Origin of the sequence: Conexibacter sp. SYSU D00693 (assembly GCF_017084525.1) — a bacterium.
GTDB lineage: Bacteria > Actinomycetota > Thermoleophilia > Solirubrobacterales > Solirubrobacteraceae > Baekduia.
Window position 1 is genome coordinate 1,899,014 of the sequence record NZ_CP070950.1, and the last position, 21,079, is coordinate 1,920,092.

General features: G+C 75.5%; 17 protein-coding genes. 6 read left to right on the forward strand and 11 right to left on the reverse strand.

Features of this window, described 5'->3' with window-relative positions:
- The first annotated feature begins 12 nt into the window (after window positions 1-12).
- The 3 genes from JUB12_RS09405 (at window position 13) to JUB12_RS09415 (ending at window position 2,554) form a co-directional block, all read left to right on the forward strand.
- Window positions 13-1,227 carry a 4-alpha-glucanotransferase gene (locus JUB12_RS09405; RefSeq protein ID WP_205699368.1) on the forward strand — a complete coding sequence of 405 codons (1,215 nt, stop codon included), beginning with the start codon at window positions 13-15 and terminating at the stop codon, window positions 1,225-1,227.
- Entirely contained in the window at window positions 1,224-1,904 is a 681-nt protein-coding gene (locus tag JUB12_RS09410) for a GDSL-type esterase/lipase family protein (RefSeq protein ID WP_205699369.1), read from the forward strand. Before JUB12_RS09405 ends, JUB12_RS09410 begins: the two co-directional genes overlap by 4 nt.
- A gap of 107 nt (window positions 1,905-2,011) precedes the next feature.
- Window positions 2,012-2,554, forward strand: a complete 543-nt coding sequence (locus tag JUB12_RS09415) for a hypothetical protein (RefSeq protein ID WP_205699370.1) — start codon at window positions 2,012-2,014, stop codon at window positions 2,552-2,554.
- A 140-nt stretch (window positions 2,555-2,694) separates the two neighbouring features.
- Here the strand turns inward: JUB12_RS09415 and JUB12_RS09420 are convergent, their stop codons facing one another.
- The 9 genes from JUB12_RS09420 to JUB12_RS09460 form a co-directional block, all read right to left on the reverse strand.
- The gene (locus tag JUB12_RS09420) at window positions 2,695-3,558 is read right to left on the reverse strand and encodes a hypothetical protein (protein ID WP_205699371.1); all 864 of its coding nucleotides are present in this window, start codon (window positions 3,556-3,558) and stop codon (window positions 2,695-2,697) included.
- A 4-nt stretch (window positions 3,559-3,562) separates the two neighbouring features.
- Window positions 3,563-3,853, reverse strand: a complete 291-nt coding sequence (locus JUB12_RS09425) for an ATP-binding protein (RefSeq protein WP_205699372.1) — start codon at window positions 3,851-3,853, stop codon at window positions 3,563-3,565.
- Between the two features lie 186 nt (window positions 3,854-4,039).
- Window positions 4,040-7,642, reverse strand: coding sequence for an indolepyruvate ferredoxin oxidoreductase family protein (locus JUB12_RS09430; protein ID WP_371822301.1), 3,603 nt, complete (start codon window positions 7,640-7,642; stop codon window positions 4,040-4,042).
- A gap of 157 nt (window positions 7,643-7,799) precedes the next feature.
- A complete protein-coding gene (locus tag JUB12_RS09435; protein WP_205699373.1) occupies window positions 7,800-8,579 on the reverse strand; it encodes a FadR/GntR family transcriptional regulator in 780 nt (259 codons plus the stop codon).
- A 75-nt stretch (window positions 8,580-8,654) separates the two neighbouring features.
- Window positions 8,655-8,849, reverse strand: a complete 195-nt coding sequence (locus JUB12_RS09440; protein WP_205699374.1) for a hypothetical protein — start codon at window positions 8,847-8,849, stop codon at window positions 8,655-8,657.
- Window positions 8,850-8,915: 66 nt separating this feature from the next.
- A complete protein-coding gene (locus tag JUB12_RS09445) occupies window positions 8,916-9,113 on the reverse strand; it encodes a hypothetical protein (protein WP_205699375.1) in 198 nt (65 codons plus the stop codon).
- 58 nt (window positions 9,114-9,171) lie between these two features.
- A complete protein-coding gene (msrA, locus tag JUB12_RS09450) occupies window positions 9,172-9,825 on the reverse strand; it encodes a peptide-methionine (S)-S-oxide reductase MsrA (protein ID WP_205699376.1) in 654 nt (217 codons plus the stop codon).
- 43 nt (window positions 9,826-9,868) lie between these two features.
- Window positions 9,869-14,947: a Calx-beta domain-containing protein gene (locus tag JUB12_RS09455; RefSeq protein ID WP_205699377.1), complete on the reverse strand. Its 5,079-nt coding sequence runs from the start codon at window positions 14,945-14,947 to the stop codon at window positions 9,869-9,871.
- Window positions 14,948-15,061: 114 nt separating this feature from the next.
- A complete protein-coding gene (locus tag JUB12_RS09460; protein WP_205699378.1) occupies window positions 15,062-15,388 on the reverse strand; it encodes a hypothetical protein in 327 nt (108 codons plus the stop codon).
- Between JUB12_RS09460 and JUB12_RS09465 the strand changes: the two genes are divergently transcribed.
- The 3 genes from JUB12_RS09465 to JUB12_RS09475 all read left to right on the forward strand — a co-directional run bounded on the left by JUB12_RS09465 (window position 15,387) and on the right by JUB12_RS09475 (window position 17,761).
- Complete coding sequence (locus tag JUB12_RS09465) at window positions 15,387-16,382, forward strand: DUF5995 family protein (protein ID WP_205699379.1); 996 nt, start codon at window positions 15,387-15,389, stop codon at window positions 16,380-16,382. The genes JUB12_RS09460 and JUB12_RS09465 overlap by 2 nt on opposite strands.
- 58 nt (window positions 16,383-16,440) lie before the next feature.
- Window positions 16,441-17,484 (forward strand): hypothetical protein, encoded by a 1,044-nt coding sequence (locus JUB12_RS09470; RefSeq protein ID WP_205699380.1) that lies wholly within the window; start codon window positions 16,441-16,443, stop codon window positions 17,482-17,484.
- A 100-nt stretch (window positions 17,485-17,584) separates the two neighbouring features.
- Window positions 17,585-17,761, forward strand: coding sequence for a hypothetical protein (locus JUB12_RS09475; protein WP_205699381.1), 177 nt, complete (start codon window positions 17,585-17,587; stop codon window positions 17,759-17,761).
- A gap of 76 nt (window positions 17,762-17,837) precedes the next feature.
- Here the strand turns inward: JUB12_RS09475 and JUB12_RS09480 are convergent, their stop codons facing one another.
- Both JUB12_RS09480 and JUB12_RS09485 read right to left on the reverse strand, forming a co-directional pair.
- Window positions 17,838-19,670 carry a methyl-accepting chemotaxis protein gene (locus JUB12_RS09480; protein ID WP_205699382.1) on the reverse strand — a complete coding sequence of 611 codons (1,833 nt, stop codon included), beginning with the start codon at window positions 19,668-19,670 and terminating at the stop codon, window positions 17,838-17,840.
- An 88-nt stretch (window positions 19,671-19,758) separates the two neighbouring features.
- Window positions 19,759-21,003 (reverse strand): triacylglycerol lipase, encoded by a 1,245-nt coding sequence (locus tag JUB12_RS09485; RefSeq protein ID WP_205699383.1) that lies wholly within the window; start codon window positions 21,001-21,003, stop codon window positions 19,759-19,761.
- Between the last annotated feature and the right edge of the window lie 76 nt (window positions 21,004-21,079).

A 21,079-nucleotide genomic window follows, 5' to 3' on the forward strand; every position in this document is an offset into this window, starting at 1 on the left:
CGTGCCTGACTCGTGAAGCTCACTCGAACCGCTGGGACCCAGCTGCACCTCACCTCGCTGCCCGACGGGCGCCTTGGCCCGTCGGCCTACGCGTTCGTCGACTGGCTGCAGGAGGCGGGGCAGTCCTACTGGCAGATGCTGCCGCTCGGGCCGCCCGACCGGCACGGCTCGCCGTACAAGGCGGCCTCGGCCTTCGCGGCGTGGAAGGGGCTGCTCGCCGAGCCCGACGCTCCCGTGGACCCCGAGGAGCGCGACGCCTTCCTCGAGCGCCACGCCTACTGGGCGTCGTCGCTGTCGCGGGCGATGCTCGACGACCAGGTGCGCTTCGACCGCGAGTGGGCGGCGCTGCGCGCGTACGCGAAGGAGCGCGGCGTGCGGCTCATCGGCGACGTGCCGATCTACGTCGCCCCGGGGTCGATCGACCAGAAGGCCTGGCCCGAGCTCTTCCGCGACGGGCTCGTCGCCGGCGCGCCGCCCGACGCCTACAGCGACAAGGGCCAGCACTGGGGCAACCCGATCTACGACTGGCCGGCGCTCCAGCGCCGCGGCTACCGGTGGTGGACCGAGCGCTTCCGCCGGACCTTCGAGCTCTTCGACGTCGCGCGGGTCGACCACTTCCGCGGGTTCGTCGCCTACTGGGGCATCCCCGCCGACGCCAAGGACGCGCGGTCGGGCACGTGGAAGCGCGGCCCGGGGGCGGCGCCGTTCCGCGCGGCGGCCCGCGAGCTCGGCGAGCTGGCGCTCATCGCGGAGGACCTCGGCGAGATCACCGAGCCCGTCGTCCGGCTGCGGCGCGAGCTCGGGCTCCCGGGGATGGTCGTCCTGCAGTTCGGCTTCGACCCCGACGACCCGCACGGGCCGCACCGGCCCGAGAACCACCGCGAGGACGTCGTCGCCTACACCGGCACGCACGACAGCGACACCCTGATGGGCTGGTGGTCGTCGCTGGAGGAGCCCCGCCGCGAGGAGGCGCGGGCGGCGATGCGCGAGGCCGGCACGGAGGACGACGAGCTGCCGTGGGGCCTCGTGCGGATGTGGTTCGGCTCGGTGTGCCCGCTGGTGATGACGCAGGTGCAGGACGTCCTCGGGCTCGGGTCGGAGGCGCGGATGAACCTCCCGGGGACCACGGGGAGGTCGTGGAGGTGGCGCCTGGAGCCGGGGCAGCTGACGGCGCAGACGGCGCAGCGGCTGCGGGCGGTGACCGAGGAGGCGGGCCGCCTGCCGTGACGGTCCTCGGGCTCGGGGACTCGATCACCGAGGGGCCGGGGGACAGCACGCTGGGCGTGCTGCCGCGGCCGTGGTCGCACTGGCTGGCGCTGGCGCTCGACGCGCCGTTCCACGGGCTGGCGCGGCCGGGCGCGACCGCGCCGGAGGTCGTCCGCGACCTGCTGCCGCGAGCGGCCCGCCGGCGCTACGGGGTGGCCTGCATCGGCGTGGGGACCAACGACGTGCGGGCGGCCGACTTCTCGCTGTCGCGGTGCGCGGCGGCGATCGCGGCGCTGCTCGACGGCGTCGACGCCGAGCGGGTCTGCGTGGCGACGATCCCGGTCGACCTCGGCCGGCCCCGGGCGGGCGGGAAGGTCGCGCTGCTCAACGCGGAGGTCCGGCGGCTGGCGGCCGAGCGGGGCGCCGCCGTCGTGGCGCTCGACGACCTGCGCGGGTGGCGGCTCGTGATGCCCGACGCGGTCCACCCCACGGCGCTGGGCCAGGTCGAGGTGGCCGACCGGGCGGCCGCGGCGCTCGGGCTCGACGTGCGGCCGTCGTCGCTGGTGGACCCGCATCGCTCGGGGCGCGCGGCGCTGCGCTACGCGGTCACCCGCCATGCGCCGATGCTCGGGCGCGAGCTGCGCCGGCGGGCGGTCGAGTCCCGGACCTGGCGCGCGCCCGGCCGGGACCGGACCTGAGCCTGGGCCGGGGTGGCCGCGGGTCGCCGCCCCGTCGTGCGCGGCGCGGGCTGCCGGCGCTGGTCCGGGCGGACGCCCGGGCTGCGGATCCGGTACGCCTTGTGGGGATGCCCACGCTGCGCGACGCCGCGCGAGCGGCCGCGGAGGACCCCGCGGCCGCGGTCGCCCCGCCCGCCGACCTGCCCCGCCGCCCCGGGCTCGCCGACCGCCTGCGCCTGCTGCGCGTCCGCCGGCGGGTGGTCGCCGGGCGGGGCGTCGCGGTCGGGCGCGGCGTGCGCTTCGAGGTCGACCCGGGCGCGCGCGTCGTCCTGGGCGACGGCGTCGTCCTCGGCGACGGCTGTCGCCTGCACGTGCGCGGCGGCGAGGTCGTGGTCGGCGAGGGCACCGTCCTCGGCGCCCGCTGCGCGATCGCCTGCCACGCCGGCGTCGTCGTCGGCGCCCGCTGCGTCCTGGCCGACGAGGTCGTCCTCGTCGACGCCGGCCCGACCTTCGCCGACGCCGAGCGCCCGGTCCGCCTCCAGCCCCTCGAGACCCTCCCGGTCCGCGTCGGCGACGGTGCCCGCATCGGGCCCGGCGCTGTCCTGGGCCCCGGCACCACGGTGCCACCCGCCGGCCTCGTCGGCGCCCGCGCGACCCTGCCGACGGGATGAAAGGTGCCAGGCACCTTCCACCCTCCCCGGTGGAAAGTGCCAGGCACCTTTCACCGCTGCTCCAGGGCTTCGGGATGGAAAGTGCCAGGCACCTTTCACCGCTGCTCCAGGGCTTCGGGATGGAAAGTGCCAGGCACCTTTCACCGCTGCTCCAGGGCGTCGCGGCGCTTGCGGGCGTCCTTGGCGGCGGCGCGGGCGGCGCGCAGGTCGTCCTTGGCGCGGCGGAGGGTGGCCTGGGCGTCCTCGACGGCCTGCTCGGCCTCCTCGACCGCCGACGCCGCGGCCGCCTCGACCTCCTTGGCCTCGCGCAGCTCCTGACGACGGCGCTCCTCGCGCTCCCGGCGCTCGCGCTCCTCGGCCTCCCTGCGGGCGCGCTCCTCGGCCTCCTGGCGCTCGCGCTCGCGGGCCTCGGCCTCGCGGCGCCTGCGCTCCGCGGCGGCGTCGCCGCCCTTCGCGCCCTTCTTCGCGGCGCCCTTCTTCGGCGCGCGGGGCTTGGCGCCGGGTGACGGGCGCGCGGGCTTGGCGGGCGCGCTGACCTCGCCGCCGAAGCCGATCGCCGTGACCTCGCGCTCGAGGCGGCCGGCGGCGACGCGCTCGCGCAGGTCGTCGTCGCCCGCCGCGGCGTGGAGCGTCGCGCGGACCCGCTCGACCGTCGTCTGGCTCTCCCCCGCCGCCACCGACTGGACGAGACCCTCGACCGCGGCCCGCAGCGCACGCTGCGCGCCGCGCAGGGCGTCGCCGCCCCCGCCGCCGATCGCCGCCTCCTGCGCCGCGGCGAGCTCCCGGCCCGCGGCGAGCACCGCCTCGAGGTCGTCGCCGCGCTCGCGGGCGAGGCGGTTGACGAGCCACGCCGCCTGCGAGGGGCGGCGCAGGGCCTTGACCTCGTCCGCGGCGGCGCGGTCACCGGCCTGGCGCAGCTCCCTGGCCAGCGCGTCGCGGCGCGCGGTGAACTCCGCGGGGTCTGCGGCGTAGAGGTCGTCGAGGGCGTCGGCGTCGGTGCCCACGGCGTCAGACCGCCAGGACGAACCAGACCTCGCCGGGCGCCGCGCCCCAGTCGTCCGCGAGGGCCTCGACCAGGTGCAGGCCGAAGCCGCCGTCGGACCCCGGCCGGCGCTGCGCCGGCAGCCCGCCACCGCCGTCGAGGACGCGGATGCGCAGGCGGTGGTCCTCGCTGGTCAGCTCGACGGTGACGTGGTCCTCGTCGCGGGCGCCGCCGTGGCGCACGGCGTTCGTGACGACCTCGCTCACCAGCAGCGCGACGTCGTCGGCGCGGTCGCCGCAGACCCCGAGCCGCGCCACCTCCCGGCGCGCGCAGGAGGGTGCGCGCGGACCGCCCGAGAGCGTCAACCGCCAGCGGCTCCCGGGGACGGGAGCCGGAGCATCACGGCGGTCGGCCGCGAGGGTCAGGGGCGCCGCCCTCCACGGAGCATGTGCAAGTCCTACCCCACGACGGCGACCGTCAGCGCAACGGCGCTGTCGCGGCGCTCAGCCGACGTGCGCCATCGGCAGCGCGAACGGCGCCGGGGACGGCGTTCCGGCGAGCTCCTCCTCCAGGTGCGCCGCCTCGGCGCGGAAGCGCTCCACGCTCGCGAGCTTCACGTCCTCGTAGCCCCGGACGAGGTCGGGCAGCTCGGCCACCCGGGCGACGAGCGGCTGGGTGTCGGGCGTGAGGCGCTCGAGCGCCCGCTGGACCAGCGCCCGGTACTCGTCGGGCAGCGCGCGCTCCACCCGGCGCACCTTCGCGAGGCCGAAGACGTCCAGCGGCGTGCCGCGCAGCCGCCGCATCGCCACCAGCGTGCGCATCAGGGGCATCGCCCAGCGGCCGAGGCGCAGCTTGCGCTTGAGCCCCATGGCGCGCAGCAGCGGCGGGTGCAGCAGGAGCTTGACCTTCGCGCCCTCGCCGAACTCGCGCCGGACGCGCTCGCGCTCGCTGGGCAGCAGGTGCAGCCGCGCGACCTCGTACTCGTCCTTGACCGCCAGGAGCTTGAAGAGCTGGCGGGCGTAGGCCTCGGCCACCGCCGTCCGGCCCGGCGCGCCGTCACGCGCCTCGACCGCGGCGACGGCCATCACGTCGTCGACGTACCGGCGCGCGAGCCGCGGGCCCTGGTAGGCCAGCAGCTCCGACGCGCGCACCTCCAGCAGCCGCCGCAGCTCCCCGGAGGCGGGGGTCCCGGCCACGAGCTCGAGCGCCCGGGCGTCGGGAGCCGGGACGACGTCGACCTGCGGGTGCAGCGCCGCCGCGACGGCGGCGGGGTCGACGACCACCGCCCGCCCCCAGGCGAAGGCCGCGAGGTTGCGCTCGACCGCCGTGCCGTTGAGCCGGATCGCCCGCTCGACGGCGCTCGCGCTCACGGGCAGGCAACCGTGCTGGAAGGCCGCGCCCAGGAGGATCGTGTTCGCCGGCAGGTGGTCGCCGAACAGGTCCTGGGAGAGCGCCTGCGCGTCGAGGAAGAGGCCCTCGTCGGCCCGCGTGTGGCGCCGGATGGCCTCGAGGTTGCGCCCCGCGGCCGGGAAGCGCACCGACGTGTCGGTGACCATAGCCGCGGTCGGCACCTCGGCGGTGCTGACGACCGCGACGGTCCGCGCCGGCGACGCCACGGCCAGCGTCCTGGGGTTGGCGGCGCCGAGCACGTCGAAGCCGAGGACGAGGTCGGCCGTCCCGGCACGGGCCTTGTTCGTCCCGTCGAGCCGGTGGTCGGCGATCCGCACGTCGCTGACCACCGGGCCGCCCTTCTGGGCCAGGCCGGTCTGGTCGAGGCCGGCGCTGTGGCGGCCGTCGAGCATCGCGGCCATCTGCAGGACCTGGGACATCGTCACGACGCCCGTGCCGCCCACGCCCGGCATCCGCACGGTGAAGTCGTCGCTGCGCACGCGCAGCACCGGGTCGGGCAGCACGACCGGCAGCGGCGGCGGCATCGTCTTGGCCTTCTCGCCGGGCACGACCTCGACGAAGGACGGGCAGTCGCCCTGCACGCAGGAGAAGTCCTTGTTGCACGACGCCTGGTGGATCTGCGTCTTGCGCCCGAACTCCGTCTCGACCGGGACGACCGACAGGCACGCGGACTTCTGCCCGCAGTCGCCACAGCCCTCGCACACCCGCTCGTTGATGAGCACGCGCTGCGGCGGGTCGTCGAGCTGGCCGCGGCGGCGCAGCCGGCGCTTCTCCGCCGCGCACGCCTGGTCGTGCACGAGCACCGTCACGCCCTTGACGGCGGCCAGCTCGCGCTGGACGTCCTCGAGGCGCTCGCGCCCGACGACGTCCACCCCGCGCGGCAGCTCGACGCCGCGGTAGCGGGCCACGTCGTCGGTGGTGACGACGACCCGGGCGACGCCCTCCAGCAGCAGCTCCTGGCACAGCGCGGCGACGCTCATGCCGCCGACGACGTCCTGGCCGCCGGTCATGGCGACGAAGCCGTTGTAGAGGACCTTGTAGGTGACGTCGAGCCCGGCGGCGACGGCGAAGCGGATCGCCAGCGACGCCGAGTGGAAGAGCGTGCCGTCCCCGACGTTCTGGACGAAGTGCTCGTCGTCGGTGAACGGCGCCATGCCGACGAACTGCGCGCCCTCGCCGCCCATGTGGGTGATGCCGGTGAGGGTGCCCTTGCCCTCGCCGGCGAGCAGGACCATCGTGTGGCAGCCGATGCCGCCGCCGACGAGCGTGCCGTCGGGGTTGGCCGTCGAGGAGTTGTGCGGACAGCCCGAGCAGAACCACGGGGTGCGGGCCAGCGGCGCCGCCGCCCGGGCCAGCGCCGCGCGACGCTCGCGCACCTCGCGGGCGCGCGCCGTCACGCCCGGCACGTCGAGCCGGTGCCCGAGCACCCGGTCGAGGACCAGGACGAGCTCGTCGGCATCGAGCTCGGCGGCCGCCGGGACGAGGTCGCGCCCCCGCTCGTCGCGCTTGCCGAGCACCCGCGGGTGGTCCGGGCCGGCGTAGAGCGCGTCGCGCAGCACCGGCTCGAGGAACGGGTGCTTCTCCTCGAGCACCAGCACCTCCTCGAGCCCGCGCGCGAAGCCGCGCAGCGCCGCGGGGTCGTGCGGGAAGAGCGCCCCGACCTTCAGCAGCCGGATGCCGATGCGGTCGAGCTCGCGCTCGCCGAGGCCCGCGTCCTGCAGCGCCTGCAGCAGCTCGTGGTGGACCTTGCCGGCCGCGACGATGCCCAGCCACGCGTCGCGCGCGCCGAGCACGGGGTTGAGGCGGTTGAGGTCGACGTAGCGGCGCGCGAGCTCGAGCCGGACGCCGTAGAGCGTGCGCTCCATCTCGATCGACGCGGGCGCCAGCAGCGAGCCCGACGGGACGTGGCGGTAGGGCCGGCCGTCCCACTCGGCCTCGGGCAGGACGGGGAAGACGCGGTCGGGCCAGACCTGCGCCGTCGCGGCGCCGTCGGCGACGTTCGTGACGAGCTTCAGCGCGCTCCACAGCCCGGACGCCCGCGAGCAGGCGACCGCGTGCAGGCCGAGGTCGAGGACCTCCTGGACGGTGCCGGGGTAGAAGGTCGGCATGTGCAGCGCGGCGAGCGTCGACTCGGCCGCGCTGGGCAGCGTCGAGCTCTTGGCCGACGGGTCGTCGCCCACGAGGGCCAGCGCGCCGCCCTCCGGGTGCGTGCCGGCGAGGTTCGCGTGGCGCAGCGCGTCCATCGCTCGGTCGAGGCCCGGGTTCTTGCCGTACCAGACGCCCGTGACCCCGGCCCGGTTCGCGCCGGGCAGCGCCGGTGCTAGCTGGCTGCCCTGGACGGCGGTCGCGGCGAGCTCCTCGTTGAGGCCGGGCTGGAAGTGGATGCGGTGCGCCTCGCCCAGCGGCCCGAGGTGCGCGACCTCCTTGTCGAAGCCGCCGAGCGGCGAGCCCTGGTAGCCCGAGCAGAAGATCGCGGTGTCGCGCCCGCGGCGCGCGTCGGCGCGGCGCTGGTCGAGCATGACGCGCACGAGCGCCTGGACGCCCGTGAGGAAGACCGTCCCCTGCTCGAGGACGTACTTGTCCTCCAGCGTCACGTCCGTGCGCGGCGCACGGGCCGTCGGTCCCCCCGAACGGGCCGGCGCGGTGGTGCTCCCCCCGGCGATCACCAGCTCCCCTCTTGACTCCAGCGCTCCCACCGCAGCCTCTCCTCTCGGGTTGGTCAAGCGACCTTACCAGGTGGTCAGGTCCCTTTACCAGGGGCTGGACGGCAGGACGACGGTGACAGCCGCCCCAGGCGCCCGCCACCCCCCGATCGGGGGGTGACACGGTGTCAAGCGCCCGGACGGCGGAGCGTCAGGAGGCGGCCGGTGCCTGCCGCGCGGTGAGCGGCAGGAGGAAGTCCGGCAGGGGCCGCACGAGCGCGCGGTTGGACTCCTCCTCGTAGGCCCGCTCGAGCTGGCCGAGGTGCTCGTCCATCACGTGCTCGACCTCGGCCACGTCGCCGCGCCGGACGGCCTCCATCGTGCGCCGGTGGATCTCGATCGTCCACTCGGGCACGAGCGGGTGGTGCATCGCCATGTCCCGGGCGATCTCGAGCTCACGGATGAGCATCCGCATCAGCGTCTCCACCGTCTGGTTGCCGGCGGCGCGGGCCAGCGCGAGGTGGAACATCACGTCGATCTGCAGGAAGCGGTCCTCGTCCTCGGGCGTGTAGCCCTCGGCGACGAGCTCGCGCATGAGGTCGATCGACCGCTGCATGGCGGCGAAGTCGTCGTCGGTGGCGCGCACCGCGGCGAGCTGCGCGACGCGCGGCTCCACCAGCCGACGCGCCTCGAGCACCTGCGCGACCTCGCCCAGGCGCAGGCTCGAGCGCTGGCGCACGAGCTCGACCGGCACGACGTTCGTCGCGACGAACATGCCGCCGCCCGGACCGCGGCGCACCTCGAGGACCCCGGCCTCGACCAGGACCTTCACCGCCTCGCGCAGCGTCGGGCGGCTGATCTCCATCTGCGCCGCGAGCGACCGCTCGCCGGGCAGGCGGTCGCCGGTGCGCAGCTGTCCCGTGCGCACCTTGTCGGCGATCTGCTCGGCCGCCTCCTCGAACGTCCGGCGGGTCTGCACCGGCGAGAACACGGCTGAGAACCGTACCGGTGGTCAGGCCCCCGGACCAGGGATGGGCCGGGGACCTACGACGGCCGGTCCGGTCGGCTACTCCTCCGGCGCGTCGAGGGCCTCCCAGTCGGCCTGCTTGACGAACTTCGTCAGGTTCGTCCCGTTGTGCGAGGCGCGCAGCGCGTAGCGCACCGTGCTCGAGCCTTCCTTGGTGTACGTCGTCTTGCGGATCTCCGACTCGGGGATCTGCACCTTCTCGCGGGACTTGACGTCGTAGAACTCGATCGGCATGGACAGCGACCGTAACGGGGTCCCCGGACGGTGTCATCCCCGATGGCCACGGGGAATCCATGCGCTCTAGGGCGCGTTGGGCGCCGGGTCCTCGTTGCCGCGCTCCTCGGGCACCGGCTGGCCCTCGCCCTGGAACTCGACGTCCGTGTCGAGGTCGGGCTGGCCCTCGAGCATCTCGGGGTCGTCGGGCGGGTTGTGCGACTGGGCCTCGCCGAGGCTCGCCTCGCCGTGGCCGACGCGGTCCGCACCATGCTGGTCGCTCATGGATGCGGTGCTGCCCGAGCCCGCGGCGCGCGACACGCGCCGCGGCGCGGAGCAGGCCCTACGGGGTGGCGAGGCCCACCGGGCAGGCGACGCCCGTGCCGCCCAGGCCGCAGTAGCCGTTGGGGTTCTTGGCCAGGTACTGCTGGTGGTAGGTCTCGGCGTAGAAGAAGGGGCCGGCGGGCGCGATCTCCGTCGTCACCTCGCCGTGGCCGGCCGCCTGCAGACGCTCGCCGAACATGACCGCGCTCGCCTTCGCCACGCGCTCCTGCTCGGGCGAGGAGGTGTAGATCGCCGAGCGGTACTGCGTGCCGACGTCGTTGCCCTGACGCATGCCCTGCGTCGGGTCGTGGCCCTCCCAGAACGCCTTGAGGACCTGCTCGTAGGAGATCGTCTCGGGGCGGAACACGACGAGCACCGCCTCGGTGTGGCCGGTCCGCCCGGAGCAGACCTCCTCGTAGGTCGGGTTGGGCGTGAAGCCGCCCGCGTAGCCGACCGCCGTGGTGTGGACGCCGTCGAGCTGCCAGAAGACGCGCTCGGCGCCCCAGAAGCAGCCGAGGCCGAGCACGGCCTGCTCGGTGCCCTCGGGGAACGGCGGCCCGATCGGCGTGCCGAGGACGACGTGGTCGCCGGGCACCATGATCGGCGCGTCACGCCCCGGCAGCGCCTCCTCCGGGGAGACCATCTGCTGCTTGGCGCGCGAGAAGAAGAGCATGGGGCGAGGGTAGCCCCCCGCCCCACGCTCCTGGCGCCGGGTCCTACGGCCTGAGCGAGACCGTGCGGCGCTTGACGACGACCTCGCCGGTCGCGAGGTCCGAGACGGCGACCTCGAGGACCATCGAGCCCGAGCGGCGCGCCCCGAGCTTGCGCCGCAGCGCGCTGGAGAACGTCGTCCTGACGGTGCCGGCCTTGCCGGCCCGCAACGTCGCCGACCGCGTGGTGAGCACGCGCGACCTGAGCCCCATCGCCTTGCGCAGCGCGTCGCTCACCGTGATGCGCACCTGCACCTCGCAGGCGCGGTCGCACGTCGTCCGGACCGAGGCGCCCTTCGCGAGCAGCGTGCGCGCCTTGCCGGTCGGCAGCGTGATCGACGCCTTCAGCGCCTGGAGCGCCGGCGTGCCCGAGCCGCCGACCGGCGCCGCCCCGCCGAGGCCGGCGGCCGGCGTCACGGGCGTGCCCGTCGTCGGGGTCGCGACCGGGTTCGAGCCCGGCGGCAGGAGCTCGCCGGCGTCGCGGTCGTCGTCCTGGACCGTCACGGTCGCCGACCCGTCCAGGATCGCCGCGCCGCTGGCCGCCGAGAGGGTGACCGTGAGCTGCTCGTCGCCCTCCACGTCGGCGTCGGGCGTGATCTGGATCGGCACGAGCCGCAGGTCCTGCGCGCTCGTGAACGTCACGACCTCGTCGATCGCGCCGAAGTCGCCCTGCGCCGCGGTGCCGGGCGCCGAGGTGATCCGGACGCTCACGGGCGTGCCGGGGGTCGCCGTGGGCGACAGGGTGATCGGGACGACCGCGGCGCGGCGGTCCGCGCCGGTGCCCTCGACGATCCGCGTGTCGCCGACCGACAGGCACGGGCAGGCGACGTCGTCGTCGTCGACGATCGTCGCCAGGCCCTCGCCGTCGGCCAGGTCGGCGCCCTCGGGCTGCGAGAGCACGAGCGCGAAGCGCTCGTCGGGCTCGTCGCCGTCGTCGCCCTGCACCCGCGCGGTGACGGTCACGAGCGTCGTGCCCGCGGGGAACGTCACCGTGCCGTCGATCGCGGCGTAGTCGCCGGGCGCGGCGGCCTCGCGGTCCTGCGTGGCGTAGCGCACCCGCACCGGGCCGCTGACGGCGCGCGAGAGGCGCAGGGCGAACGTCGCGTTGGCGGTCTGCGGCGCGTCGCCCTCGGCGACGGTCAGGTCGTCCACGGAGATGCGCGGCGGGCCGGGCTGGGTCGTGGGCTCGTCGTCGTCGACGATCGTCCCGACGCCGAGCCCGTCGCCGACCGCGACCGCCGTCACGGCGCTGAGGGCGACGGTGAACGTCTCCTCGGGCTCGTCGATCGTGTCCTGCTTGACCGGGACGGCCACCGTCCGCGTCGTCGTGCCGGCGGGGAACGTCACCGCGCCGTTGACCAGGCCGTAGTCGCCCGGCTGGTGCGCGCTGCCGTCGCTCGTCGCGAACGCGACCGTCGCGGGCGTCGCCGGCGCCTTGGAGAGCGTCAGGGTGAACGTCGCCGTGCCGGCGCCCTCGTCGACGCGGACGTCGTCGATGGAGACGACGGGCGGCGCGGGGGCCGGGTCGTCGTCGTCGCGGATCGTGCCGAGGACCGACGGCGTCGTGATCGTGCCCTGGCTGGGCGCGCTGAGCGACAGGCGCACCGTCTCGTCGGACTCGTCGAGCGTGTCGCCCTTGACGGTCACCGGCAGCGTGGCCGTCGTGATGCCCGGCTCGATCGTGAGCGTGCCGCTCTGGCTCACGAAGTCCTCCGGGGTCGAGGCCGTCCCCGGCGTCACCGCGTAGGTGAGCGTCAGCGGCGCCGCCGCGGCGCGCGAGAGGCTGACGACGAACGGCAGCGGGACGGTGCCCGTGTCGCCCTCGGTCACCCCTGGGCTCGACGCGCTGATGGTCAGCGGCTGGGCGGGTGCGTCGTCGTCGGTGATGACGACGTCCGCGCTGGCCTGCGCGACGGTGAGGCCGGTGGACGGCTGGTCCAGGACGGCCTTGAACGCCTCCTGCTGCTCGGCGACGTCGTCGCCGGCGATGGCGATCGCGACGGTCTTCTCGACCTCGTCGCCCGAGAAGGTCACGACCTCCTCCCCGGCCGCGTAGTCCGCGGGCGCGGTCGCCGTGGCGTCCTGCGTGCGCAGCCGCACGGACACGCTCGTCGGGCTCTTGCGGTTGAGCTTGACCTTGACGTTCGCCACGACGCCCGGCGCGTCGGTCTCCGTGACGGACGCGCCCTCGACCGACACCGTGAGGGGTGCGGTCGGGACGACCGGCGCGCTGGTCGCCGGCGCGGAGTCGCCCGCGGCGTTCTTCGCGACGACGCGGCAGCGCAGCTCGTGGCCCACGTCGGCCTGGGTGATCTTGTACGTCTTGGCGGTCGCCCCGGTGATCGGCTGGCCGTCGCGCAGCCAGACGTACGTGTAGGACGCCGGCGCGTTGGTCCACTGCCCGTCGGCGCAGGTGACCGTCGCGTCGAGCACCGCCTGGCCGCCCACGGCCGGCAGCTCGGTGTTCACCGGGACGCCGTCGATGACCGTGGCGCTGGTGCTCAGCGCGGAGTCCGAGCCGAAGGCGTTGCTGCCGGTGACCTCGCAGGTCAGCGGCTTGCCGACGTCGGCCTGCACGGCGACGTAGGTCGAGCCGGACTGCCCGGCGAGGTAGTCCTCACCGCGCTTCCAGGCGAAGCGGAACTGCGTCGGGCCGCCCGACCAGGTGCCCTGCGAGCAGGTGAACGTCGTCCCGACGCCACCCGCGGCGGGCGACAGGGTCGGCGCCCCGGTGTTGATCGGCGCGGACTGGGCGATCACGGGGGCACTCACGGCCGCGGTGCCCGTCCCGGCGGCGTTGGCGCCGGAGACGCGGCAGCGCAGCTCCTGGCCCAGGTCGGCCGCCGTGATCGTGTAGTTCGCCGTGGTCGCCCCGACGATGGCGGTGCCGTTGCGCAGCCACGCGTACACGAAGGAGCCGGCCGACACGCCGTTGCGCCAGGTGCCCGGGCTGCAGGTGACGCCCTGGCCGGGCAGCGCCGGCTTCTCGACGACCGGCGGCACGGTGTTCTCCGGCACCGCCGGGCCCGCCTGCGGGTCGAACGCGATCAGGCTCGGGCGCGACGGCAGGCCCGCGACCGCGCGCGCCTGCCCGCCGACCACGAGGCGCTGCTGCGGTGCGACGGCGAGGGCGCCGTAGCCCGCGCCCGCGTCGGGGGCGAAGGAGGTCGGCGAACCGGTCGCCGTCGACCAGCCGCGCAGGCCGCTCGCCGGGTCGGACGAGACCGTCGTGCCGTTCACGGCGATCGCCGCCGCCGGTCCGCTGGCCGTCGGCGGGGCGAAGCTCGTGCGCAGGACGCCCGTCGCGCCGTCGACGATCGCGACGTTCTGGCGCGCCTGGCCGTTGACCTGGCCGAACAGGCCGCCGATGACGAGCTCCGCGCCGGCCTGCTCGAGGGACACCGGCGTCCCCGTCAGCGTGACCGCGGTGAAGCCGCCCAGCGGCGCCAGGCTCTCGGCGGCGTAGGCCTGGACCGCCCCGGCGCGCCCGACGTACAGCCGGTCGCCGATGACCCGCACGACCTGGACGTCCGTGGGCAGGGTCACCGCGGCGAGCTGCGCGCCGGTCGCCGGGTCGCGCAGCGACACCGTGCGCAGCTGCGCGACGACGAGCTTGCCGTCGGCGGTCCGGTCGACGTCCTGGACGTCGCTCAGGGTGCCAGCGAAGGCTGTGTCCTTGGCGCCGGTGGTCGCGTCGAAGGCGGTCACCCCGCCCTCGGCGTCCACGTAGACCCGGTTGCCGATGCGCGTGGCGTGCGTGATGAAGCGCGGGGCGCCCGTCGGCGTCCAGCCGGCGACGAGGCCGCTGCCCGCGGCGACGCGGGCCAGGCCGGGCCGGCGCACGCCGCCGTAGCTCTGGACCTCGCCGCCGAGGACGATGCGGTCGCCCGCCGGCGCCATGGCGCGGACGGAGTTCGTCTCGCCGAAGTCGCCGGGGACCGGGTCGTAGGGCTGCAGCGCGCCCGTGGCCGGGTCGACCGCCGCGACCCCGGTGCGCGGCTGGCCGCCGACCGTGTCGAACTCGCCCGCGAGGTAGAGGCGCCCGCCGCTGACCAGCAGCTCGAGGACCGGGCCGGCCACCGCCGGGCCGAAGCCGCCCACCGCGGCGCCGTCGGTGGTGAAGGCCTGCAGGCCGCCGCCGCTCGTGCCGCCGACATAGACGCGCGTGGCCGTTGCCGCGACCGCCTGCGGGCTGACCGTGGGCGTCGGCGCGAAGGACGTCAGCCCGGGCGAGGCCTGCGCCAGGTCGAGGGCCGCCAGCCGGTCGCGGGCGGTGGCGCCGAGGGCGGTGAAGCCGCCAGCGAGGTACAACCGGTCGCCGGCGGCGTCGAGCGCGCGGACCTCGCCGACCGGCTCGGGACCGCTCGGGCCCAGGGCGCCGGTCTGCGGGTCGAGGGCCGCGAGCCGCGCGCGCGGCGTGGAGTTGACCGCGGTGAAGCTGCCCGAGACCCAGACGCGGGTGCCTCCGACGGTCGAGACCTCGAGGTCGGTGACGCCCGAGGACGACGTCAGCGACGGCGCCCAGGAGGTCAGCGCACCGCTCGTCGCGTCGACCGCGTAGAGGTGCCCGCGCGGGATGCCGTTGACGTGGTTGACGCTGGCGCCGGCGACGTAGACGCGGTCGCCGAGGCGCTCGACCTCGGTGAGCTCGCCGAGGGTGTTGTCGGCCTTGAAGTCGGCGTCGACCTGCAGCGCGCCGCCCGTGCCGACCTCGACGTGGGCGATGTCGTTGTGGGGCTGGCCGCCCACCGAGCTGAACTGGCCGACGAGGTACCAGCCGCCGGCCCCGTCGGGCTCGACGTCGGCGACGGTGCCCTCGACCTTGGGGAAGCTCGCGGCGAGCGCGCCGGTCGCCGGGCCGGTGGGGACGCTCGAGCCCGTCGACGGGCCGAGCTGGCCGAACGACCCGGCCACGAGCAGGTCGCTGCCGTCCACGACGACGTCCGTGACGGTCCCGTCGGCCACGGGGAAGCTCCCCACCGGCGTGTTCGACGGCACGGCATGCGCCGCCGCGGGCGCGAGCCCCGCCGCGAGCATGGTCGCCACGATCGCCGCCCGCAGGCGGCTCCCCCTTGTGTCCTTCATGCGGTGTCGCGCCCCCCAGCGCTCGATGACCGGTCGTCCTGCCGGTCATCTTCGTGACGGCCGCGACGCCTCGTGGTGCGGTCTGCACGACACCCGCCGCCGTCCGTCGCGGCTCTACCGCCGGTCGCCGCGTCGCAGGCACGTCACGGCGAGCCAGCGCCCTGGATCGGGGGTCCGGGCGAGCGGGAAGGCGAGGGCGCCGCTGACCGCCCACAGCTCGGCGGGCCGGTCGCTGACCGCCCAGGCGGGCGGCCACGCGGAGACGTCGGCGTCCTCGAGCGCGCGGCGCAGGCCCTCGACCACCTGGTCGGCGCCCGGCTCGCGGATCGGCATGCGCTGGCGGAAGCGCTGGATGCAGTGCGCGCTGGCGACGAGCTCGCGCGCCTCGGGGTGCTCGGTCTGCGCCACCACGCGCACGGCCCGGAGTATGGTCGCGCGCATGCGGAGGGGACTGGCCGCGGCGCTCGGCGCGCTGGCGGTGGCGTTGCTCATGGCGGTCGCGCCCGCGCGCGCGGAGGACCCGCCGTTCGTCGGCTGGCCCAGCGCGCTGCCGCCGACGGTGAAGGGCTTCACGCCGTCGAGGTTCACCGCGTGCGCCGACGGGTCGCCCACCTGCGTCGACGCCACCCTGGCCGAGATGCGCCGGCTGCTGGCCGAGCTCGACGCCACGTGCGACCACCGCGCGCTCTTCCTGCGCAACTACCTCACCGTCACCGAGCACTACGTCGCGCTGCCCGACGGCTTCTTCGAGGACGACCGCTGGCTGGCCCACGAGGACGCCGTCTTCGCGGAGCTCTACTTCCAGGCCTTCGACGACCACGCCGCGGGCCGGCGCTCCAAGGTGCCCGAGGCGTGGCGCATCGCGTTCGACGCCGCGCGCGACAAGCGCGTGGAGGGGGCGGGCGACCTGCTGCTCGGCATCAACGCCCACGTCCAGCGCGACATGCCCTTCATGCTCGCCGGCCTCGGCCTCGTCGCGCCCGGCGGGCGGTCGCGCAAGCCCGACCACGACGCGATGAACGCCGTGCTCAACGCCTCCTACGACGACGTCTACCGGCGCGCCACGGTCATGGACGACCCCGCCCTGGCGCTCTACGACCCGCCCGGGTGGGGCGAGGGGCTGCTGGCCTTCCAGCTCGTGGCGGGCTGGCGCGAGGTCGTGTGGCGCAACGCGCAGCGCCTCGTGAAGGCCAGGACGCCGGCGGCCAAGGCGCGCGTCGCCCGCTCGATCGAGGACCAGGCCGCGGGGACGGCGAAGCTCATCCGCACCGCCTTCACCTACAAGCCGCCGCTCACCACGCCGGCCGCGCGCCAGGCGAACTGCCGCGCGAGGCCGCAGGACCCCGGACCGGGCACGCCGCCCGCGAACCTCAGCGCGAAGGACCTCGTGCGCCTCGACCTCGGGTCGCTCAGCCTCCGCGTGCCGCTCCCCTAGCGGGTCCGCGCGCCGACGCGCGAGCGCGACCGGGCCGGGGGCCGCGCATTGGGGGACTGTGACCCGAACCCCGTTCACCCTGGCCGCCGGCGCCCTCGCCGCCGCCGCCGTCGCCCTGCCCGCGGCGCCGGCCGACGCGTCGCGCTCCACCGTGCGGCTCGGCATCGCCGACAACGACCCCGCGACCTTCACGAGCGCCGACTGGAAGCGCGTCGGCGCCAAGCGCACCCGCTACATCGTCAAGTGGAACGCGATCGACGACCCCGGGGCGCTCGCCCAGGCCGACGCGTTCATGGCCGCCGCGAAGGCCAACGACGTCGACGTCCTCCTGCACTTCTCCACCGACGACTACACCCCGCGCGCCGCGCGCCTGCCCGGCGCGAGCGAGTTCCGCCGCAAGGTGGGTGCGCTCGTCGACCGCTGGTGGGACGACGGCGTGCGGGAGTTCGGCGTGTGGAACGAGGCCAACGACCGCACGCAGCCGACCTACCGCTCCCCCGCGCGCGCCGCGACGTTCTTCCAGGAGCTGTGGCGGATGCTCGACGACCGCGACCGGTGCGGCTCGAGCGTCACGGCGAAGTGCCGCGTCGTCGCCCTCGACGTGCTCGACGGGCGCACGCGGTCCCAGCAGGGCAACGCCCGCAGCTACATCCGCCGCTTCTACGGCGCGCTCGGGCGCACCTACCGGTCGCGGGCGCGCTTCGTCGGCATCCACAACTACTCCGACACCAACCGCAACGGCACGAGCGGCACGAAGAACGCCATCACCGAGACGCGCCGGCACAACCGCCGCGCGATCTTCTGGCTCACCGAGACCGGCGGCGTGGTGAAGCTCGGCGACACCGGCAGCTTCCGCTGCGACCCCGACTCGCCGGCCAGCGTCCGCGCCGCCGAGGCGCGCGCCGACCGCGCGACGACGTGGATGTTCCGGCTGACGAAGCGCTACCGCTCGTCCGTCGACCGCCTCTACGTCTACCAGTGGACCGGCGCCAACTGCCGCCAGCGCTTCGACGCGGGGCTCGTGCGCTCGGACGGCTCGCGGCGCCCCGCGTTCTACGAGGTCCTGCGCCAGATGCGCGACAGCTCGATCCTCAAGCCGTAGGCCGTTCGTCGTAGGCGCGCAGACGATCGGCGTGTGGTCGGCGCGCCGTGCCGGTAGCGTCGTAGGCGGACGCCGCAAGCGACCAGAGAGGACGGACCGCATGATCGATCCGACCACCACCATGCAGGAGCAGGAGCTCCTGGCCGCCGACCTCGCGCACGAGCACGGGGTCGTGCTGGACCACCAGGGCAGGGCCGAGCCGGCCGCGCGCGAGGAGGGCGACGACGACACCGTCGTCTACCCCTACGCCTACGCGCTCGAGTCGCTCGTCACGTAGCGCCGGACGCCGCTGACCCGGCCGCGCGATCGCGCGGCCGGGCCCCTGCGGCGTGGGCGTGCCTCTCCAGACGGCCCTACGCGGCGACCCGGAACCGGGCCACGATCTTCTCGAGCTCCGTCGCGCTGGCGGCGAGCTCCTGGGCGGACGCGGCGATCTCCTGGGCAGAGGCCGACGTCTGCTCGGTCGAGGCCGACACCTGCTCGGTCGAGGCCGACGACTGCTCGGCGACCGCGGCGACGTCGCCCATCTCGTCGCGCATCCGCGTCGAGGCCTGGGCGATGGTGCGCACCGCGTTCGAGATCTCCTCGACCGAGGAGGTCATGCCCTCGACGGCCTCCGTGATCCGGCCGAAGGACGTGCGGGCCTCCTCGAAGGTCGTGGCGCTCGAGGCGGTGCGCTCGGCGCCCTCCTCGACGACGGTGACGGCGCGGCGCGTCTCGTCCTGGATCTCGACGACGAGCGCAGCGATCGAGCCGGCGGCCTGCTGGCTCTCCTCGGCCAGCTTGCGCACCTCGTCGGCGACGACCGCGAAGCCGCGGCCCTGGTCGCCGGCCCGCGCCGCCTCGATGGCGGCGTTCAGCGCGAGGAGGTTCGTCTGCTCGGCGATCGACGTGATCGTGTCGACGATGCCGCCGATCTCGTCGTTCTTCGTGCCCAGCGCGCGGATCGTCTCGGTGGCGCGGTCGGACGAGGCGCGGACGGCGACCATCGCCTCGGAGGCCTGGGCGACCGCGTCGGCTCCGGCGGCGGCGACCTGCCGCGTCTCCGCCGCGCCGGCCGAGGTGCGCTCGACCTGGCGCGTGGACTCCTCGGTGGCCTCGAGCACCTGCTCGGCGCGCTGGCGCGCCTCGCCGACGGCCCTCACCTGGCGCTCGGCACCGTGGGCGACGTCGCTGACGGCGTTGGCGATCTCGCCGACGGCGCGACCGGTCTCCTCCGAGGAGGAGGCCATCTGCTGCGAGGCCGCCGAGAGGCTCCCGGCGGTGGCGGAGACCTGGCCGACGAGGCCGCGCAGGCCGTCGACCATGCTGTGCAGCGAGCGGCCGAGGACGTCGCGGTCGGACTTCGCGGTCGGCTGCGTGGTCAGGTCGCCCTCGGCGACCTTCGCGGCGTGGCCGGCGGCCTCGCGCAGGTAGGCGACCATCTCCTCGAACGCGCGGGCCATCGCGCCGAGCTCGTCCTTGGACGACGTCGAGACGTCCTGGTCGAGGTCGCCCTGGGCGATGCCCTCGGCGGCGCGCAGGACCTTCGTGACCTGGGCGACGAGGCGGCGGGCGATGAGGAGGCTCACGCCGCCACCGAGCGCGATGGCGAGGAGGAGGAGCAGGATCGTCGTGGTGCGGGCGCTGCCGGCCGTCGCGGCGATGTCCTTGTTCTCCTGGGCGGCGAGCCGGACCTTCGAGTCGAAGAGGAAGTCGAAGTCCTTGGCCAGCGTCGTGAAGGCCGGGACGGCGTGGCGCTTGTTGTAGGCGTAGGCGTCGCCCGGCTGGAAGGCGTTCGAGCGCTGGATGACCTGGTCGCGGTGGCTGCGGTAGGCGTCGAGGTGGCGCTGGAGGAGCGCGAAGCGCTGCTTGGCCTCGGGGCTGACCAGCGTCCTGGCGAAGCGGCCGAGTGCGGCGTCGACCACCTTGCGGTTGGCCGCCAACTTCGCGGCCACGTCTCGCTTGCCGGCCGCCTCGGGCTCGAGGACGTGGTTGCTGGCCAGGGCGCGAGCCTCGTTGAGCTTGGCGCGGGCGATCCCGATGTCGGCAAGGGCCTCGGTCGACTTGTGGAAGGTGTGCTGGGCCTTCTCGTCGACCGACGCGACGTTGCGGATGCCGGTGATGCCGAGGACGGCCATGAGCGCCACGAGCAGCAGCGCGCTGCCCAGCAGCTTGGCCTGGACGGAGTGCAGACGGGCGGACATGTCCAGCCTGATCGGCTGTTGCAGTGCCTAACCACTGCATTGACCAACAGTCAGTGTCGAGCGGCGATGCGCCAGCGCCGACCGGCGCTCAGCGCGGCGTGCCGAGCCAGTCCTCGAGGAGCTCGAGGACGGCCGGGTGGTTGAGCAGCGCGAAGTGCGTGAGGCCGCCGACGTGGCGGAGGTCGTCGACCTCGAACGGGATCGTCCGCCGCGCGCTCTTGCCGTGCGCGCTGGCCGACTGCACGAGCAGGTCGCCGAGCAGCCGCGACACCGGGTGGTCGGGGTCGCGGTGCAGCGTCGCGGCGACGACGTGGTGGCGCACGCCCTCGGGGAGCGGGACCTCGCCGCAGGCGTCGTCGAGCAGCGCGTCGAGGTCGTCGCCCGCCCAGTCGGTGGCGACGAGCGCGCCGTGGCGCAGGTCCTTGATCCCGACGCTGCGCGACCGCAGGACCGCGGCGACCGGCCGGCCCTCGGGCAGCCGGTGCAGGAGGCTCGCGCCGCGCGCGGCCAGCCGCTCGAGCGGCGCGCCGGTGTGCGGGGTGCCGAGCGTCACCACGTGCTTGACCTGCCGTGGCCACGCGCGGCCCTCCTCGGCGGCCTGGTGGCACGCGCTGCGCAGGACGAGACCGCCCATCGAGTGGCCGACGAGCGCGAGGCGCTGCACCCCGGCCGGCCAGGCGGCGACGAGGTCCTCGAGCAGCGCGGCCAGCCGCCGGCCGTTCTCGTGGACGTGCAGGCCGGTGTTCGCGCGCAGCAGGACCGGCGACCAGCCGTGGCGGGCGAGCGCCTCGCCGTAGGTCGGGCGGTCGGCGGCGCCGAGGCGCCACGCCTCCTCGCTCTCCATGAGCCCGTGGAGGAAGACGACCACGTGCGGGGTCGCGTCGGGGAACGCCGCCGCGAGCGCGTCGGGCGTGCACGGCACGTCCTCGCCCTCGTGGCGCACGGCGAGCGGCACGGCCAGCGTGCTGCCCTGTGCCTCGAGGCGGTCGCCGAGCCAGCCGTTGACCGCGCCGAGGACGAAGCGCCCGCGCGGGTCGTGGCTGAAGGGCTTGGCGGCCCGCCCCCGCGGATGGTGGTCGGCGACCGTCCCCAGGACGCCGGCCGCCGCGCGCACCCCGCCGCGCACGCCGGTGTAGACGGCGCGCGCGATGCCGTCGTGCACGGCGCGCGCCGGCGTCGACGCGCCGCCGGTCGGCCCGAACGAGCGCCCGGCGATCGCCTCGTGCAGCTCGCGCACGCGGTCGACGAGCGCCGCGCCCGTGTCCCCCGCCAGGCGGGCGGCGTCAGGGAGCTCGCCGCGGGTCGCGCGGACGGGGAGCTGGTCGCCCTGCATCCCTGCACCGTCGCATGCGCCACCGATCGATGTCAAGGACTGCGAAGAAGGGGACAGTCCCCTGAGTCGCACCGGC